At 41.9% G+C, this 18,079-nt stretch carries 19 protein-coding genes and 1 pseudogene; 18 read left to right on the forward strand and 2 right to left on the reverse strand.

Annotated elements, in window-relative coordinates; genetic code table 11:
- The first annotated feature begins 31 nt into the window (after nt 1-31).
- The 7 genes from H8S17_RS14715 to H8S17_RS14740 all read left to right on the forward strand — a co-directional run bounded on the left by H8S17_RS14715 (nt 32) and on the right by H8S17_RS14740 (nt 5,457).
- Entirely contained in the window at nt 32-844 is an 813-nt protein-coding gene (locus H8S17_RS14715) for a TIGR02391 family protein (protein ID WP_186867758.1), read from the forward strand.
- A 669-nt stretch (nt 845-1,513) separates the two neighbouring features.
- Nucleotides 1,514-1,987, forward strand: a complete 474-nt coding sequence (locus H8S17_RS14720; protein WP_186867759.1) for a DUF6075 family protein — start codon at nt 1,514-1,516, stop codon at nt 1,985-1,987.
- The gene (locus H8S17_RS14725; RefSeq protein WP_186867770.1) at nt 1,987-2,250 is read left to right on the forward strand and encodes a hypothetical protein; all 264 of its coding nucleotides are present in this window, start codon (nt 1,987-1,989) and stop codon (nt 2,248-2,250) included. Before H8S17_RS14720 ends, H8S17_RS14725 begins: the two co-directional genes overlap by 1 nt.
- A gap of 15 nt (nt 2,251-2,265) precedes the next feature.
- Nucleotides 2,266-3,585 (forward strand): AAA family ATPase, encoded by a 1,320-nt coding sequence (locus H8S17_RS14730; protein ID WP_186867760.1) that lies wholly within the window; start codon nt 2,266-2,268, stop codon nt 3,583-3,585.
- Nucleotides 3,578-4,174, forward strand: a complete 597-nt coding sequence (locus H8S17_RS14735) for a hypothetical protein (protein ID WP_186867761.1) — start codon at nt 3,578-3,580, stop codon at nt 4,172-4,174. The genes H8S17_RS14730 and H8S17_RS14735 overlap by 8 nt, the downstream gene beginning before the upstream one ends.
- Before the next feature lie 160 nt (nt 4,175-4,334).
- The gene (locus H8S17_RS16795) at nt 4,335-4,460 is read left to right on the forward strand and encodes a hypothetical protein (protein WP_278321588.1); all 126 of its coding nucleotides are present in this window, start codon (nt 4,335-4,337) and stop codon (nt 4,458-4,460) included.
- Nucleotides 4,461-4,554: 94 nt separating this feature from the next.
- A complete protein-coding gene (locus tag H8S17_RS14740) occupies nt 4,555-5,457 on the forward strand; it encodes a hypothetical protein (protein ID WP_186867762.1) in 903 nt (300 codons plus the stop codon).
- A gap of 93 nt (nt 5,458-5,550) precedes the next feature.
- Here H8S17_RS14740 and H8S17_RS14745 read toward each other — a convergent pair whose 3' ends face one another.
- Nucleotides 5,551-6,840: an IS1/IS1595 family N-terminal zinc-binding domain-containing protein gene (locus tag H8S17_RS14745; protein WP_186867763.1), complete on the reverse strand. Its 1,290-nt coding sequence runs from the start codon at nt 6,838-6,840 to the stop codon at nt 5,551-5,553.
- Nucleotides 6,788-7,456: a restriction endonuclease gene (locus H8S17_RS14750; protein WP_186867764.1), complete on the reverse strand. Its 669-nt coding sequence runs from the start codon at nt 7,454-7,456 to the stop codon at nt 6,788-6,790. The genes H8S17_RS14745 and H8S17_RS14750 overlap by 53 nt, the downstream gene beginning before the upstream one ends.
- 208 nt (nt 7,457-7,664) lie before the next feature.
- Between H8S17_RS14750 and H8S17_RS14755 the strand changes: the two genes are divergently transcribed.
- The 11 genes and pseudogenes from H8S17_RS14755 (at nt 7,665) to H8S17_RS14805 (ending at nt 17,957) form a co-directional block, all read left to right on the forward strand.
- Nucleotides 7,665-8,120, forward strand: a complete 456-nt coding sequence (locus tag H8S17_RS14755; protein WP_186867765.1) for a hypothetical protein — start codon at nt 7,665-7,667, stop codon at nt 8,118-8,120.
- 197 nt (nt 8,121-8,317) lie between these two features.
- Complete coding sequence (locus H8S17_RS14760) at nt 8,318-9,766, forward strand: ParB/RepB/Spo0J family partition protein (RefSeq protein ID WP_118596621.1); 1,449 nt, start codon at nt 8,318-8,320, stop codon at nt 9,764-9,766.
- Nucleotides 9,767-10,049: 283 nt separating this feature from the next.
- Nucleotides 10,050-10,391, forward strand: a complete 342-nt coding sequence (locus H8S17_RS14765; protein ID WP_003020223.1) for a DUF7768 domain-containing protein — start codon at nt 10,050-10,052, stop codon at nt 10,389-10,391.
- Nucleotides 10,391-11,104, forward strand: a complete 714-nt coding sequence (locus H8S17_RS14770) for an antirestriction protein ArdA (protein WP_186867766.1) — start codon at nt 10,391-10,393, stop codon at nt 11,102-11,104. Before H8S17_RS14765 ends, H8S17_RS14770 begins: the two co-directional genes overlap by 1 nt.
- A gap of 133 nt (nt 11,105-11,237) precedes the next feature.
- Entirely contained in the window at nt 11,238-11,627 is a 390-nt protein-coding gene (locus tag H8S17_RS14775; protein WP_003020228.1) for a PcfB family protein, read from the forward strand.
- Entirely contained in the window at nt 11,614-13,449 is a 1,836-nt protein-coding gene (locus H8S17_RS14780) for a VirD4-like conjugal transfer protein, CD1115 family (RefSeq protein WP_186867767.1), read from the forward strand. The genes H8S17_RS14775 and H8S17_RS14780 overlap by 14 nt, the downstream gene beginning before the upstream one ends.
- Nucleotides 13,450-13,544: 95 nt before the next feature.
- Nucleotides 13,545-13,685, forward strand: a complete 141-nt coding sequence (locus H8S17_RS14785) for a Maff2 family mobile element protein (RefSeq protein WP_014080223.1) — start codon at nt 13,545-13,547, stop codon at nt 13,683-13,685.
- Between the two features lie 230 nt (nt 13,686-13,915).
- Nucleotides 13,916-14,158 (forward strand): hypothetical protein, encoded by a 243-nt coding sequence (locus H8S17_RS14790; protein ID WP_005946711.1) that lies wholly within the window; start codon nt 13,916-13,918, stop codon nt 14,156-14,158.
- A 362-nt stretch (nt 14,159-14,520) separates the two neighbouring features.
- Nucleotides 14,521-16,440, forward strand: a complete 1,920-nt coding sequence (gene tet(32) / locus H8S17_RS14795) for a tetracycline resistance ribosomal protection protein Tet(32) (RefSeq protein WP_002602099.1) — start codon at nt 14,521-14,523, stop codon at nt 16,438-16,440.
- Between the two features lie 81 nt (nt 16,441-16,521).
- Nucleotides 16,522-16,976: pseudogene (locus H8S17_RS14800) on the forward strand (helix-turn-helix domain-containing protein).
- A 213-nt stretch (nt 16,977-17,189) separates the two neighbouring features.
- Complete coding sequence (locus tag H8S17_RS14805) at nt 17,190-17,957, forward strand: class I SAM-dependent methyltransferase (RefSeq protein ID WP_002602097.1); 768 nt, start codon at nt 17,190-17,192, stop codon at nt 17,955-17,957.
- Nucleotides 17,958-18,079 lie beyond the last annotated feature (122 nt).

Consider the following 18,079-nt stretch of genomic DNA (forward strand, 5'->3'; position numbering starts at 1 on the left):
GATGATATACTAGGGTGAGGAGGATTAAGCTATGGCAGAGAGAATTAGAAAACTTACTAATTCAGAAGTTGAGGTTTTGGCGCGTATAATTGCAGATACCATGACGGGAAGTCAGATGAATGAAATTTTTCAGGAATGTGGAGTTCAGGATGCCAGTAATGAAAGTACAAAATGGAAGAGAATTTATTATACATTTTTAGCAAGACAAGAACAGGATGGAGCATCGAATTCATTTCTTAATTTTATAAAAAAGAGTCTGAAACCGGTAAGGTTTATCAGTGGCCAGAATGGTAATTATGATGAGATTTTATTAGAAATTAACAAACCGTTAATGTTAATTGGACTTCAGATGACAAACGAAGGAAAATTGTTAAAGGTTCAGGCAGCAACTACAATTTCAGAAGTTGAAAGAAGAACCAGAAATCTGGTGAGTGAATTACAAAAAAGACATATTCATCAGGATGTAATAAGGTGTTGCAAAGAGGAATATTTACAAGAAAATTATTTTCATGCAGTTTTTGAGGCGGCTAAGAGTTTGTCTGAGAAGGTAAGAGAAAAAACAGGAATGCAGGAGGATGGTTCAAATTTATTTAATAATGCTTTTGCAGTTAATAATCCTCGATTAGCAATAAATTCATTACAGACACCTTCGGAAAAAAATGCTCAAAACGGTCTAAAAGAAATGTTAAATGGGGTTACGCATATGGTAAGGAATGTAACAGCACATGAGTTGAAAATAAAATGGATTGTAAATGAGCAGGATGCAATTGATATATTAACTACAATTTCTTTTTTACATAAACAGTTAGATGAGAGTTTTGTTGTTCCGCAACATATAGCATAGATTTCTTTGAAAAAGAGTAAATGGTCGGAATCAAGCCTCCAAGTCCACAACAGATTTGGAGGTTTTCTTCTGCCCATTTTTATTGGAAAGTAATTTCCGAAACAAACAATCTATGGTACAATATCCTAGAAGCTATCATCACGGGATAAGTGGATCATAGAGAAAGAGCAGAGTCAATCGTAAGCTGATCTGGCTTACATCTAAAAATACAATGCAATCTTTTTCTGTGCATGGGACATAAGAGAGTGCATCATGTCAATTTTTTGCAGCTTCATCAGATAGGAGTGCAATATTTTTTACTCCCAGAGTACAATGAAAACTCTGGAAAGTGCATCTCAATTACCCTATCGACACATGTGGAGACTGTGGTGGGACTACACAGAAAGGATATGTAGAAATCCTTGAATTTACGCACTTTGTAGAGTTTTTCAGTTTCAACAAAATTAGTGAAAATCACAGGGAAAAAGAGCTTGTGAGGAAAGTAACTGTTGTTGTAGCGTTAGACCTCGGTTGTGGGAACACAAAAAATTCTGAATATGAAAGTGAATAGAGAGCTATCAGATATATTGATAGAACATAGGGATACTTCAAAAGAGTGTCCCTATTTTTTATATTAGGGCATTCCATTAGGAGTGCCTTTTTCAATTCAATTTCAGAAGGAGGTTCACTATGAACAACACAGCGTTAGGAGCAGTAAGTAACAAGAAAGAGAACATTCGCTTTATTAGCGAAGCACATGAGAAATTCTACTATGAAAAATTAAAAGAAGTGCGTTATGTGGATGTATATCACAAAGCACTTTGCTATTGTCTTGGCATCAGCGATGATACGAGAAGAAATATCAACAGAATTTATGACTTTAAGACTGGCTGCGTAAAACCAGAGTGCCTGCACGATGGTTGGCAGACCAGTGGAAGCGAAAAGGTTGTCAGAATGGCGTTCAATTTGTATTGCAATGGTACACCGAGTGTAGATGATGAGTTGGATGCAGAGGAGCAGATTGATGAGTGTAGGAGATATTCGGCAGAGGATTTGTTCTGTTGTTGCTATGCACCGTTTTTCTGGCAGGCAATACAGATCAGGTATCCAGAATATGCCAATTATAAGCATGCTCTGTATGCAATGTTTGGAGGAAATGATTGATGTTAAAAGTAAGATTGATGGGAACAAAGAATGATATTACATGGTTTAAGAAAATCATGCAGAGACATCCAAAGATAGAGGTTCTGGAGCTGTCAGACCTCTATCCCAATAAAGGAACAGATAAATATTACAGAGTTTATGCGGAAGTAAAAAAGAGAAATGGTTTTGCAAAAAAGAAAATAAAAATTGCTTATATTTTGAAATATATTGCATATAATAATATAAATATAAAAAATACGCAAAAAACACTTGCATTTTATTAAATGAGGTGATATATTATGAGTACAATAAAAGAAAAAGGATGTGTCAGTATGAAGATTCAAGCTGTTTTGATTGATGGCTTTAAAAATTTATCAAACGTAAAAATCTCTTTTGATAATATTACTGCTCTTGTTGCACTTAATAATTTTGGTAAGTCAAATGTGCTTTCCGGCATTGATTTTGGGTTAGCATTTATTAAAGCTACAATTGAAGATAAAAAGGAAATGATGGCAAATTCTAATTTAATTCCAATTAATTGTAATATGATTGGAAAAAATTATAAGTATGAGATGGAGGTGTCTACTGATATTCATGGTCAGGAGTACATCGTCCAGTATGGCTTTGAATTTGTATGGAAAAACAGTGAGGATATGGAGCCGAGAATTGTTTCTGAGTTTCTAAAAGTTAAGCTTAACGAGAAAGGACAGAAGTATACTCAGTTAATCAATAGAACACTGGACACAGCATTATATAAGAGTTCTGAGACAGGACGATGCTCGTCAAAGATAAAAGTTGATTCTGCAGAGCTTGTTGCAAATAAACTAAGAGCCTACGATGAGTTATATTATGCAGAGATTATTACAAAGCTAAATGGAATGAAAATATATATGGAAAATAATCTGGATGCAAAGAGTTTTTATCAGCCAGACCCAATTATTCGTAAGGGATTTGAAAATGAGATGATTAACGCTGATAATCTCCCACGTATTATCTTCAATTTGAAGAAACAGAATTCAGACAAATTTGAATTGTTGAAAGATGTGTATTTTCAGTTATTTCCAGACATTGAGGATGTTATTGTAAAGAATTTCAAAATCAATGCAGATGAAAGTGACCAGTTTCCTGACGATGCACCATTTGTATTTACGAATTCTATCTATGTATTATTTGTTAAAGATAAAAACTTAGCGAACCCAGTTAACTTTTCAATGATGTCAGATGGAGCAAAGAGAGTATTTATGATACTGACCAAGATAATTGTATCTAGTGTAAGCAATATCTCATTGATAGCGATCGAAGAGCCTGAGAACTCTGTTCATCCCGGACTATTTCAAGCATATATACAAATTATAAGTCAGTTGTTAGATGATTGTAAGGTAATTATTACTAGTCATTCGCCATATATTATTAGCTATTTAAACCCTTCTTGGATTCATGTCGGTATGAATAGAAAGCCCGGCGTGGCCGAGTTCTTTGCTTTTAAAAAATCAGGTCAGAAACAGTTGGAGAATGATGCAGCTGGATTAAATATGAGCATGGGAGACTATCTGTTCTCAATGCTTGCCGATTCAGAGAGTAACATAAGCGATTATTTGGAGTGTGATGTCGATGAATAAATGTCTTGTACTTTTTGTAGAGGGAGATACTGAGGTCGAATTTTACAAACAAGTAGTCGCAAATGCCAGAAAGCTACACCCTGCGGGAAGATTCGATACTAATATTGAATACAGAAATGTTAGAGGTGTAGGTGGTTTTAAAAGTATTGCTCTCAGAAAATTCACAAAAGAAATCAAGCCTAAATATGGGGATGACTGTGAGTTCACAATTGTTTTATGTAGTGATACGGATGTATTTGATTTTGCACCAAAACCACCGATAAAGTGGGATGAAGTAAAGAAAGATCTTGCAAATAATGGAGCAGCTAAAGTTATTCACGTACAGGCAAAGAGGTCAATTGAAGACTGGTTTTTGTATGATATAGAGGGAATTTTAGGATTCTTGAGGCTGGGTAAAAATACAAAAGTATCAGGAAAGAATGGATACGATAAGCTCCAGCGTTTGTACAAGCAAGCCAATAAAGTTTATTACAAAGGAATACAGAGCAATGGTATGATAGGACGCTTGAATATTGAAAAAATTGCAAATGCAGTGAAAGAACAGCTGAATCCATTATATAAGGCTCTTGGAGTAGAAAAAATTAAATAATAGTATGTAAGAGCATTGCTCTTTACATAGAAAAAGCCAGAGATTAACTCTGACTAATTCCCTTGCCAAAGAAGGTCTTTGGACTTATTTTTCTCGCAATCTAATAATACCAAAGAAAGCCTTCTTCTGCAAGGAGATTTTGCAAAGGAGGTATAGCGATATGGCAGTACACCACGGTGGAAAAGTAGGAAAAGCGGGTAAGACTCTTGCTAGTAAATCGTCTAGTAAACAGTCGAAAAGCAAAGCTGGAACTACATTAGCTAATCACAAAGCTAAATGTCATTAATGACTAATACGGACCTAAGCATGTCTTTAAAAGGCTTTATTTTATTTGAAACTTATATGAAATTGATTATGTATAATGAATAGGAGAAATTGAAATGGCACAACATTGTATTAAAGGAAAAAGAATTAGAAGGGTATGTATACCAAAAGAATACGATATAGATAAGATACAAATAGGAATTCCTGTAATCTGCGATGAAGCAAAGACGGTCGGGTTAATTAAAAATGGAGATGTAGTATTACCTTCTGGAATATTTGGAGCACAGTGTAGAAGAAATGCATATGGATATTCTTATGTAGATAAGTCAAAACCTAAAGAACGCCGATATGTGTCAACAAATTGGGTGCATCCTTTTGGAAATACCAACGCCTCTGAGGTAGCAGTTGATATCTATAGACCATGTTGGCCGCAGGTAGAAGTGCCACCTTACGGAATAGAATTACAGTTGTTTAAAAGCAAAGATGGACAACTATATGTTATAGTTGTTCTAACTGATGAAATAAGAGCTAATTACTTGAAAGAAGCAGTTAACATACTGCTGGAAATATATGGTGTGTGTTATATTTTTGATGGAGAAATTCAGTTAGATTATTCATCAAAGAGACAGAGATGTAACTGGGAAATGCTCCCTCCTGGTGAAATACCAAGTAGACACATTAAAAAGCAATTAGGAGAACGTGGAGAAAAAACAGATACGTATGATATTTTTAGATTAGAATATATGGAAAAATATAATTCGGAAAAAATAGTAGAAGGTATTAACGGTTTTAAAGGTTATTATGCGTTTATATTCTCAAAGTGTTGTGTATTAGAATCTGCAATTTACGGAAATGCAACATACATCATTCCTAAAGAAAATTGGGAGATTTTAAGTCAAAAAACAAAGAAAGAGCTTTTTGATGAAAATAAAGTAATAGGAAAAATTGATCACACAGCTAAATGGAAACAAAATGTAAGCGATAAATTTAGAATGTTGGAAGTGGTATTAAGTAAATAATTAGTAAATATGTGTGATGTAATGAATAAGAGATTTGGAATTAAAGGTAAAGAGTGCTACCAGCTACCACAAAAGTAGCTGGTTTATTCATTTTTAATAGTAACACATACCATCAATAGGAAGTGGTCTGCTAATCAAGTCCGATTGACTAACATTTGTCATTTTTGAACGAACAGTGTAGCTAACACGCCCCAGCAATATATTGAATAACTGCTCACAAAGAATAATTTGACTAACATCCTTATTCTTTTCAAGCCACCAAAACATAATAAGGTATAAGTCCAGATATTTTGTGGCTGGTTTATATTCATTTGAACCAAGGAACCTGTCTATAGAACTATGCAACGCATTGATTCTTGAAAGACTATAAGTTCCATAGGAATGGCATTTGCTATTGACCACAATATGTTCAATAGATTCTTTACGACATAGATATTTGTAACTGTTATATTCGTCAGTAACCAGCACAGCCTCACGAGTAATGCGTGACTGTAAATTTTCATACACAGTATCATACTTTGCAGAGCCAGCAGAAACAGGCTGAACATAAATGTTATTGCTACGATCAATAGCAGTCAGTATACAAACGTGTTGGTGGTTTATATCAATGGTATCTCTACCGACCATTCGTTTTTGACTGCTGTAAATCATTTCCTTAAGCATGGTAGGATTTTCAACAAACAACTTTTTATAATCATCACCAAGATAATCAATGCGTTGGGCACGACTTCTATGGTGTCGTGGCAGTCTTCCTAGTTTATCAATAAAGAAAGATTTATCCTTGCAACCTTTGAAAGAAATGCGTTCATACTTTCCATCAGCTTCAACAATACTATTAAAAGTATCACAATAACCATAGATATTTTTAAGAGTATCATATATTTTCATTCTACATAGCCATGCGGTCTTAGTTGACACGTTGATATTTTTAGCTAGTTCAGTAAGTGAAATACCAACCACAGTAGCCCTCACAGCTTCTTGCCATTGCCATTCTGATAAATGCGAATAATGTGTAATAAGACCATAGTTTTCAGTAAATGACTTATGACAATCTTTGCAAAGATACCTTTGCATTCCACCTTTAGTCTTGCCAATTTTCTTTATGGCAGTAGAACCACAATGCAGACAACAATCAATCGTATATGTAGGCTTGTCCGAATCCGGTAAGGCAGTACGAATTGTTGTATTTGCAGTAGTTGGCAAAGACAAAGATTGGATAGGTGTTGATTGTGTTATAGGCAGTTCTGACTTCAAGCGTTCATACAGAACTTGCTTTTGTGAATCGGTAAGATTGTTTATTCCCTTGAGATAATCATAATAGTCCGAGCTATCAGCTAAGAACCTCAAGAGCCTTTTGTCTTTGTTCCTGTGCTTTACGTTCAAGAGATGAAGCTCTGTCAAGATAAGTTTGTGACTGTTCAAAATCAAGATTGGCTTCATCAATCATTCTGTCACGCATTGATTGGATACCCAAAGCTGGTTGTGATTCTGGCAAGGTCTTTATCCATACAACATCCTTTGTGTAATGGTACAGAATAACACGCATAAGATTTCCATAATTACCATAAGGCACTGGCAGACCAGCTTCTGCATCTTTGACTAATGTAAATTCATTTTTTAGGAATAATTCTACACCAAGGTCTTTGGCAAATTGCATAGTTTCCTGTGATGCATCCGAAGTTGCAAAGACCACAGGCAGACTTGTGACAGTCGTTCCTTTTCTTGCGTGCATGCCAGCGTAAACCTCACTGATAGCTGATTTAGTCAGTGACTCTTTATGACACTTACACTGAATATAGAAACATACATTTCTACAGATTGGCTTAATCACATCAAATGTTGCAATAATGTCAACACCGCCATCAAAGCCAGCCTTATATCTTTCTGGGTCAGCTTCGTTAGATTGGTTTGTTCTCCATGCTTTAAAACCACACTTATTAAGCATGTCTACTACAGCTTTTTCAAACTGTAATCCTTTTTCAACTGCTGTTGTACTCATAGGCACCTACTTTCTGACAATATTTGAAATATTCAGACCATTTCAAAATCATCTATTTTTGTTCTTGTGCCTATAAATATTTTTACGTCTGCACATCATGTGAGTGAGCATTTAAGGCAATGAGTACACACTTTAGGTAATGTCTATGAACCATTTTTTCAACACCTCAATATAGAAAATATAATTTATTTTTTGAAAGGAACTTTTTATGGAAAACAAAGTATACATAGACCCATATCCTAAGACAATGAAAATGTTAGGGTTAGAACGAATCAATATCGACTGTGGCAATAACACCTCAATAGTAACTCCAGCTAATATAGCAAAAGACATGGTGGCACTATTGCCGGATGAGGTATTCATACCAGAAAGTAAATTCTTAGACATTTGTTGTAAGAGTGGAATTTTTCTGACAAGCATAAGAGAAAAACTTATGAACAGTAAAGCCATGATTGAATCATTTCCAGATGACAAAGAAAGATATAAATATATCACCAATAATCAGCTATATGGCATTGCTCCGAATGGTCAATGTCAAATGTATTCAGTAAGAGCAGTTTATGGCACACTCAAAGTAGATAACCCACATATCTTATGCTTTGGAGTATTTGACCAATACAAGACAGCTTGCCTAAATAACAATCATATGATTACTTCCTATTAGGAACACTGTAAATACAAGGCTTTTCGGAGCCTACAAACCAGAAAAAATAATATTTGATCTATCACATTACGCAAAAAGCCGTCCGGCATGAAAAACGGGCGGCTTTTTTGCGTGGATAGACGGAAAGGAGGCGCAAAAATAACTACAAAATTTTAGCGTTCAAATTTGTGCAACTTTAACGAAAAGGAGGATCGTAAATGGCCGATGAAAAATTGAATACTGGCCCTGCGGAGAATATTTCCCCGGAGGCTGCCGAGCCTATCACCACACCCGAACAGGCCGCAGCGTCTGAGCCCCAGCAGGAACAGACCGGGCCTGCCATACCTGAGTCCGGCGATGTGGTTGTGTCCTTTGACAAAATCAATGAACTTATGGCGGAAAAGAGGCAGAACGCCCGCGCCGAAGTCGAAAAGTCGGAACCCCCCGAAACGCCAGAGGCGGCAGCCCCCGGAGAAACACCGCAGCCCGCCAATACGGAGGAACCGAAAAAGCCGCGCCGTGGCCGTCCGCCGAAAGCGGAAAAGGCTGCGACTGAAAATCAGAAAGCGGAGAAATCGGCTGGGGCTCGCAAGGGCCGCCCACCCAAGGCGGATAAGGCGGCCCCTGACAAGCCCAAGCCGTCCAAACGAGACAAAGTGTCCCGAAGCGATGGAAAGGCCCCGGATGCCAAGGAGCCCATTAAGCCCGCACAGGATACGGCACTGAAGGAAACTGCTGCTGTGGAACAGACGGCTCCCGAGCCGACTACACCGCCCCGCCCGGTTGAGGAAGGCAAGCTGGTTTATCTGAAACTTTCCGAGGTTCATCCGTTTCACACATTCCGTCCGCACCCCTTTAAGGTACGGGACGATGCGAAGATGCAGGAAATCGTTGCTTCTATCCGCGTAAACGGTGTAATGGTTCCCGGTCTTGCCCGCCCGGAGAAAGATGGAAACGGCTATGAAATTGTAGCGGGCCATCGCCGTACCCACGGCAGTGAGCTGGCTGGACTGGAGGAAATGCCCTTTATCGTCCGTGAAATGACCGACCACGAAGCGGTACAGGCCATGAAGGACAGCAACAAGCAGCGTGACGGGATGCTCCCCAGCGAATTGGCCGCGCTGCTGGAACTCGAGGTTGAGGACATCAAGCATCAGGGCGGGCGGCTGAAAGGTGTTGCGGAAGGCGATGTCGGGAAACGCTCGGTTGAGATTGTAGGCGAGGCGCATGAAATGAACTATAAAAAGGTCATGCGCTACTTGCGGCTCAACTCCCTTGTGCCGGAGCTTCTGGATAAGGTAGACGATAAAAAGATGGGCTTCATGCCTGCCGTGGAGCTTTCCTACATCAAACCGAAAAATCAGAGGCTTATTGCTGTTTCCATTGACGGGGAGCAGGCTTCGCCCTCGCTGGCCCAGGCCAAACGGCTCCGGGAGCTGGATAAGGAAGGCAAGCTCAACGGCGATGTCATTGACGGTATCTTATCAGAACAGAAAAAGGAGGATCGAGGCGTGATTATTTCTACTGCGGAACTGGAAAAGTATTTTGGCAAGGAGGTCACTCCCGCCAAAATGAAAGAACAGATTATGTCCCTGCTGGATGACTGGAAAGAAAAACAGCCGCCGGAGCTGGCAAAAGCCCCGAAAAAGCAGGAACTTGACAAGTAACAACTTCGAGACACTTTGTCCCGAGGGCCCCGCCCTCGCGCAGAGGCTCTGGTGGTATATATCCCCCGTCGCCGCCTGTTTTTTAGTACAGCCGGGAGTGGGCCGTCAAGGGTGCAGCGCACCGCCGTTTTCGGCGGCTCGCCCTTGACGGTCTGCCCCGGCTGTGCTATTTCCCCGGCAAGCGGCGGGGGTATATCCTCCAGAGCCGCCCCCTTTCCCAAGACTGGGAAAGGGCGTGGGGTTTGGGTTGAACTTTCTTATTAAAATATCGGAGGTATGAACGATGAAACGACCCCTTGCTTATATCACCGCTGCATGGCTCGGCGGCGATAGCGAAAACGCAGAACTGGCGGCGCAGTATTGCCGCACCGTGTATGAGGCAGGCTTTTCTCCTATTTGTCCGCCTTTGTACTTGCCCCTGTTTCTCAATGATGCTGTTCCCGAGGAGCATAAAAGCGGCATCGACATGAGCCGTGACCTGCTCCGCCGTTCTCATGTGCTGGTTGTTTGCGGGCACAGTATGACCGAAGCCATGAAAAATGATATTGCCGTGGCCCAGCGGCTGGGAATTACGGCAACAACCCTTGAGGGCATCCTGACCGTCAAGGGACAGGGCCGCCGCTAATGGCAACCCTGTTTGAAGCCTACGTTACCAACGCCGGAAAGTACAGCGAGGGCCAGCTTGTGGGTGAAACACTGAAATTTCCCACAACCGCCCAGGAGGTGGAGGCTCTTTTGAAACGGATCGGCGTGGATGGCGTCCGCTATCAGGAAATTTTTATTACCTCTTTCGATGGGGATGTGCTGGGGCTCTATGACCATTTGAGCGAGTATGAAAATCTGGACGAGCTTAATCATCTGGCCTGCCTGCTTTCCGAGCTTACCTCATCGGAGCTGGAAACACTGGAGGCCGTCCTCGACAGCGGCGATCACTGTTCTTCGGTGCGGGACATCATCAATCTGACACAAAATCTGGACTGTTACGGCTTTTACCCCGACGTATCCGATGAGGAAACGCTGGGGCGCATTTATGTGGACGATCTGGAAATGTTGGATGTGCCGGATCAGGTAAAACCGTATTTCGATTATGAGGCGTATGGCCGGGATGCCTGCATCCACGAAAACGGCCATTTTGCCCCGGGCGGCTATGTTGTCAAAGAAAGCGATCATTTCGTGGAAGTGTATCACGGCTTGCAGGATATTCCCAAGGAACATAAGGTATTCTCTTTCCCGAAGCTCTCTATCCGGGAGCAAATGGCCGCCTATCAGGAAATCATAGACGGTTCTTCGCTGGAGGGCTACCGTCAAATGCAGAAAAAAGGCCGTGGGGATCGGTGATGGCACTTCGAGACAAATTGTCCCAAGGAAGGAGGCGGTGTAACTGATTGATGAAGATATTTCCCGGCGCACGATAGCCATATCTGTAAAAACGACCAAGCTGACGGCGCGGGGACTGGCGTATGTGCTGGGCATGGTGGGCCGGAAGATCCGCAAGGCATACCGTGGGCGGCAAGTACCGCATGGCAAACAAAGTGTGCGAAAGCTCATGGCCCACGGCACAGCCACAAACAGCATTGAGCTATCCGGGGATGCCAAGTCCTTTGACCGCGTGGCCCGGAAATGGAATGTAGACTATGCGTTCTATAAAACCGGGCCGGACAAATACCTGCTGTTTTTCAAGGCTGGACAGGCAGACGCAATGACCGCCTGCTTTTCTGAGTATTCCCGGAAGGTGTTAAGCAAAGCAAAATCGAACCGTGTTCCCATCCGGGAACAACTGCAACAGGCGGCAGATCAGCTTTCCAAAGAAAAGCCGAAGCAGAAAGAACGTGCAAAGGAGGTGGCCCATGAGGACAGATAAGATTAGAAAATATCTCATTCCGAACATTCCCTATCTGTTCATCCTGTGGGCGTTCCTCAAGCTGGGAACGGCCTACCGGCTGGCAGCGGGTAACGATTTTGCACATAAGCTCATCGGACTGGGCCAGATGATTGGCCCGGCCTTTGCTGACTTTGCACCCGGTCTTGCCCCGCTGGATTGGCTTATCGGTATTGTAGGAGCCGTTGGTTTCCGGCTGCTGATCTATTTCAAAAGCAAGAACGCTAAGAAGTTCCGGCGGGATGCAGAATACGGCAGCGCCCGGTGGGGAACGGAAAAAGACATCAAACCGTTTGTTGATCCAAGGTTTGAAAACAACGTGATTTTGACCGGGACGGAGTTTCTTACGATGAACACCCGCCCGAAAATCCCCGCAAATGCCCGAAACCTGAATTGCTGTATTATCGGCTCGTCCGGCTCCGGCAAAACCCGCTTCTGGCTTACGCCCCAGCTTTTACAGGCTCATTCCTCTTATGTGGTGGTCGATCCCAAAGGCGGTGTGCTGGGACAGGTCGGAGCTTTCCTGCAAAAACGCGGGTACAAAATCAAGGTATTCAACAGCATAGATTTTTCAAAATCCATGCACTATAACCCGCTGGCGTATATCCGCAACGAGGCCGATATTCTGAAATTCGTGGATGCCCTGATTTCCAACACCAAGGGCGAAGGCAAGGAAGGCGATCCATTCTGGACAAAATCGGAAACGCTTTTGTACTGCGCCCTGATTGCCTACATCATTTTCGAGGGGCCTGCCGAGGATCGGAACATGAATACCCTTGTGGATATGATTTCCGGCATGGAGGTCAAGGAGGATGACGAGGACTTTATGAACGCGGTGGACTATATGTTTGCCGGGCTTGAAAAGCGCAAGCCGGATTGCTTCGCGGTCAAACAGTATAAAAAGTACAAATTGGCCAGCGGCAAGACGGCAAAAAGCATTTTGATTTCCTGCGGTGCGCGACTGGCTCCCTTTGACATCCCGCAGCTTCGTGAAGTCATGGCCTATGACGAATTGGAGCTTGACCGCATCGGAGATCGGAAAACGGCGGTATTCTTCATCATTTCCGATACCACGCAGACCTACAACTTTTTAGTGGCACTTGCATTTTCGCAGATGTTCAACCTCCTGTGTGAACGGGCGGACAATGTTCACGGTGGCCGCCTGCCGCACCATGTACGGGTGCTGTGGGACGAGGCAGCCAACACGGGACAGGTGCCCCAGCTCGAAAAGCTGGTCGCGGTCATCCGCTCCCGTGAGGTGAGTTTGTGCCTGCTGTATCAACAGTTGGCACAGTGCAAGGCCATTTACGATAAGCACGCCGAGACAATCCTCGGCAACATGGACAGCGTGGTGTTCCTCGGTGGCCGCGAAGCCAGCACTATCAAGGAAATCTCCGAGAACTGGCTGGGAAAAGCCACAATCAGTATGCAGACCGACAGCCGCTCCCGTGGCCAGTCGGAAAGCTACAGCCAAAACACCCAGCGGCTGGGCCGGGAACTGATGACCCCAGCCGAGCTTGCAACCATGCCGGGAGACAAATGTATTTTGCAGCTTCGGGGCCTGCCCCCGTTCTTCTCTCCCAAGTATGATCTGAAACGGCATCCGAACTACCGTTATACGGCGGAGGCCGATAAACAGAAAAACGCTTTTGACCTCGACAGGCTCATTAACCGCCGCAGGCGGCCCGGGCTGAACGAGGCGTGTACGATGTATGAGGTGGCTGTGCCGGACGATGCACTCACGGAAGAGGACGAGGACATCCTCAACTATGATGACATCGACGATCCAGACGCCTTTGCATAAACGCTTCGAGACAAAGTGTCCCGAAGTTTGTAACCTGCCGCCTGCATGGGCGGCTTTTTTGTTACCGGGAAAATCCCGGAGAAATGGAGGCTTATATGGCATTTTTCTCATCTGCAATCGACACTTTACAGACCCTCGTTATCGCGCTCGGCGCTGGCCTTGGCGTATGGGGTGTGGTCAATCTGCTGGAGGGCTACGGCTCGGATAACCCGGGCTCCAATGCTCATGTACGGTAAGGAAGCAAGCAACCGAAAACAAGAGATAGACCGCCAGCACTACACTATTCCGAACCAAAGACCAAAAGATAAGCATTGTGGGAAAATCTAAACTTTTGGATTTTCCTACAATGCCGACTACGGCGGAATCCTTCCCACTCCTTATATCTTTATTTCCGTATACATTGAATTTGTATTTAGTAAATGCTATAATGTCCCTATTCAAATTATAAATGTGTTGAATTAGTTACATGTACATATTTTTTGTGCCGCATAAATACCCTGTTGAGGTTGTCGTTCTTTGTCCAGATGTGGAAACAATAAAAGGAAGGGAACGATACAGGGAGAAAACAGGCTATTCCGGCTTTACGGTTGAAACCTTATACGATACATTTATGCAGACAACACCACGGATCGGCTTTTGGCTGGACAATTCCAACCAAACACCACAGCAGACAGCAGAAACCATTCTGAACGCCAGAAAGTCGGTATGATTGTTACATATAAGGGGAAGAAAAATTTCTTTTAGGTACTTTCTTTCCTAAAACTAATGTGATATAATAGCATCATTCCAAAAAAGGAGTAAAAAATATGCGGCAAGGTATTCTTAAATAAAACTATAATCAAATAGTGGGAACAAAGGATTATGATAGTCCCTTTTGTGGGGGCTTGGTTTTTTGTACCCAATTTAAGAATACTTTTGCCTTATCAATTTTGACATATCCGAAAAACAGCAATCACAAACAGGTGTATGCTGTATATGTGTATGTCCGCAAATTATAATCCCCAGTGGTAAAAGTATTTTACTGCTGGGGATTTTTATGCCCTTTTGGGGCTGTAAAAGGAGGACAATCACATGAAAATAATCAATATTGGAATTCTCGCCCATGTAGACGCAGGAAAAACAACATTGACGGAAAGCCTGCTGTACACCAGTGGAGCGATTGCGGAACAAGGAAACGTGGATAAAGGAACTACAAGAACAGACACTATGATTTTGGAACGGCAGCGCGGAATTACCATTCAGACAGCGGTTACTTCTTTTTGCTGGAATGATTATAAAATCAATATCGTGGACACTCCCGGTCATATGGATTTTTTAACCGAAGCATACCGCTCTTTATCTGTCCTTGACGGAGCTGTTTTAGTCATTTCGGCAAAAGACGGCGTACAGGCACAAACCCGTATATTATTCCATGCGCTTCAGAAAATGGACATTCCGACAATTATCTTTATAAATAAGATAGACCAAAATGGGATCGACCTGCGGCGTGTTTACCAAAGCATTAAAGATAAACTTACCAGTGATATGATTGTCATGCAGGAGGTTTCCCTGTCGCCAAAGATAACCATGACCGATATTTCTGATTTGGACAAATGGGATATGATTATTTCCGGAAGCGATGAACTATTAGAACGATATGTTGCAGAGGATTCTTTGGATATACAGGAATTACAATATGAAAAGTGCAAAAGAACCAGATGCTGCTCTTTGTTTCCTGTTTATCATGGGAGTGCAAAAGACAATTTAGGAACAGAAAAACTGATTGAAGCGATTACAGAAACTTTCATTACAGAAACAGACGATATTCAGTCTGAATTATGTGGATATGTTTTTAAGGTTGAGTATACAGAGCGGAAAAAACGGCTTTCTTATTTACGCCTGTATCATGGGACGCTCCATTTACGGGATACCCTGCTGCTGTCAAAAAAGGAAAAAATAAAGATTACAGAAATGTGTATTCCGTCAAATGGTGAAATCGTCCCGGTTGACCATGCCTGTCCGGGAGAAATTGTTATTTTAGCTGATGATACTTTGAAACTGAACGACATTCTGGGAAATGAAAAACTCCTGCCTCACAAAACACGGATTGATAATCCCATGCCATTACTTCGGACAACGGTAGAGCCGCAAAAGCCGGAGCAAAGGGAAGCCCTGTTAAATGCCCTCACAGAGATTGCTGATACAGACCCTCTTTTGCATTTTGACATTGATACTGTTACACATGAGATTATATTATCTTTTTTGGGAAAAGTACAGTTAGAAGTTATTTGTTCGCTATTAGAAGAAAAATATCATGTGGGCGTGGCTATGAAAGAGCCTTCGGTTATTTATCTGGAAAGACCGCAAAAAAAAGCGAGCTACACGATTCATATTGAAGTGCCGCCGAATCCGTTTTGGGCATCTATTGGTTTGACTGTAACACCGCTTCCTGTTGGAAGCGGAACACAATATAAAAGCGAGGTATCTCTCGGCTATTTAAACCAAAGTTTTCAAAATGCCGTCATGGAGGGTGTGCGTTATGGAATGGAGCAGGGCTTATATGGCTGGGGAGTGACAGACTGCCAAATTTGTTTTGATTATGGAGTTTATTACAGCCCGGTCAGCACCCCCGCTGATTTTCGTTTTCTTGCGCCTGTCGTGTTGGAGCAGGCATTGAAAAAAGCAGGAACACAACTGTTGGAACCATACCTTTCCTTTACCCTTTTTGCACCGCAGGAATATCTTTCACGGGCTTATAATGACGCACCAAAGTATTGCGCAATCATTGAATCAACCAGACTTGAAAAAGATGAAGTTATTTTTAAGGGGGAAATCCCTGCCCGTTGTATTGGTGAATATAGAAATGATTTGAATTTTTATACAAATGGAAGAAGTGTCTGCATTACAGAATTAAAAGGGTATCAGGAAACTTCCGGCGAGCCTGTGTTTCAGCCACGCCGCCCGAACAGCCGTTTAGACAAGATCCGGCATATGTTTCAGAAGATAATGTAACATCTTGCGCAATGCAAACGTTCATTGCTGGCTATTGCGAAATATCATTGATAAAATCAGCATCAGAGAGGAGGAACCATTTTGAACCAGAAACAGACGGATATTACAACAGGAAAGCAAATACGTCATCTGCGAACACAATCGGGAATGACACAGGAAGAACTGGCTGGGAAATTGAATGTTACCCGGCAGGCGCTATCGAATTGGGAGAGAGATGTTAATGAACCCGATTTAAATACGTTGAAAAAAATTTGTTTTCTTTTTGGAGTCCACATGGACGATTTTGCGAAGGAGGTAATAACAAAAATGGAAACATGTGAAAAAAAGAGAAACGACAATTTAATAAGTATGATATGGCAATTGGACTTTTTTATGGTGTCGGGATATTTCTTGGCATTGGTATTTTCTTTGTTGGCGGTTTTATGACAATGTCGGGTGCAGGGTGGGGAGCATCACTATTTGGCGGTGGCTGTTTTTCTCTTGTATTTGGCTTGATATGCCATGCAGTTATTACATTGAGAAGAAATGACAAATGATGACATATCCTGCTTTCTAGTCTTTTCGGTCATATCGCGTAAAAAAGCCGCTGCTTTTGGCTTTCCAATAGCGGCGGCAAAGGGAAATATCCTTTGAATACCTTACAGAAGAAAAGTTTTGCAGCATTATAAAAATAAAAGCCTATACCATTTTGGAAAGAAAAGATACATAATAGTCAAGACGGCAACAATCAGAAGTTATGGAGGGTAACAATGGAATATAGTAAGGAAGATTTAATGGAAGCAAAAAGGCAAATTTTGGGAGTGGGAGAGAACATGGGAACAGAGGAAAGCAAAAAGATCTGGGAGAAAAACGCACAATTTTGGGATGATGCAATGGGTGACGAATCCAATGAATTTCACAGAGAGGTAGTACGTCCCAAAGTAACGGAACTTCTCTCTCCTGATCCTTCGGATTACATTTTGGATATTGCGTGCGGCAATGGAAATTATTCTTCGTATCTTGCACAGAGAGGCGCTTCGGTCGTCGCTTTTGATTACAGCAAAAAAATGATAGAATTGGCTAAAAGACGGCGATCACAATATGCAAAACAAATTGAGTTTTGCGTAGCGGATGCGACCAATAGAGAAAGCTTATTAGGATTAAAAAGAAATCGAGCCTTTACGAAAGCAGTTTCTAATATGGCAATTATGGATATTACGGATATTGAACCGCTTTTTATGGCTGTTTATGAACTATTGGAGGAAAACGGGATTTTTGTCTTTGCAACGCAGCACCCTTGTTTTATCACATTGACTGAAAAATATATGACACCGCACAGTTACTATGATATAGCGATCGAAGGGCAGCCGGAGGAGCAGATTTATTATCATCGTTCCATACAAGATATTTTTAACCTTTGTTTCAGAGCTGGATTTGTCATTGATGGATTTTATGAAGAATGTTTCAAAAACAATAAAGAAATTCCTATGGTAATGATAGTAAGGCTTAAAAAGGTAAAACGTGATAGCTTAAAATAAATTCCAGTTGTGCGCCCAGCTAAGGGTGTGTAACCAAGTCGGTGGGAATCCGATTTATCCAAGGTCTAGCCAGCCAGATAATAGCGAGTCTTGGGATGTTGTTGGTAACAGCAACTGACAAG

The organism is Roseburia zhanii, from assembly GCF_014287635.1.
GTDB classification, from domain to species: Bacteria; Bacillota; Clostridia; order Lachnospirales; family Lachnospiraceae; genus Roseburia_B; species Roseburia_B zhanii.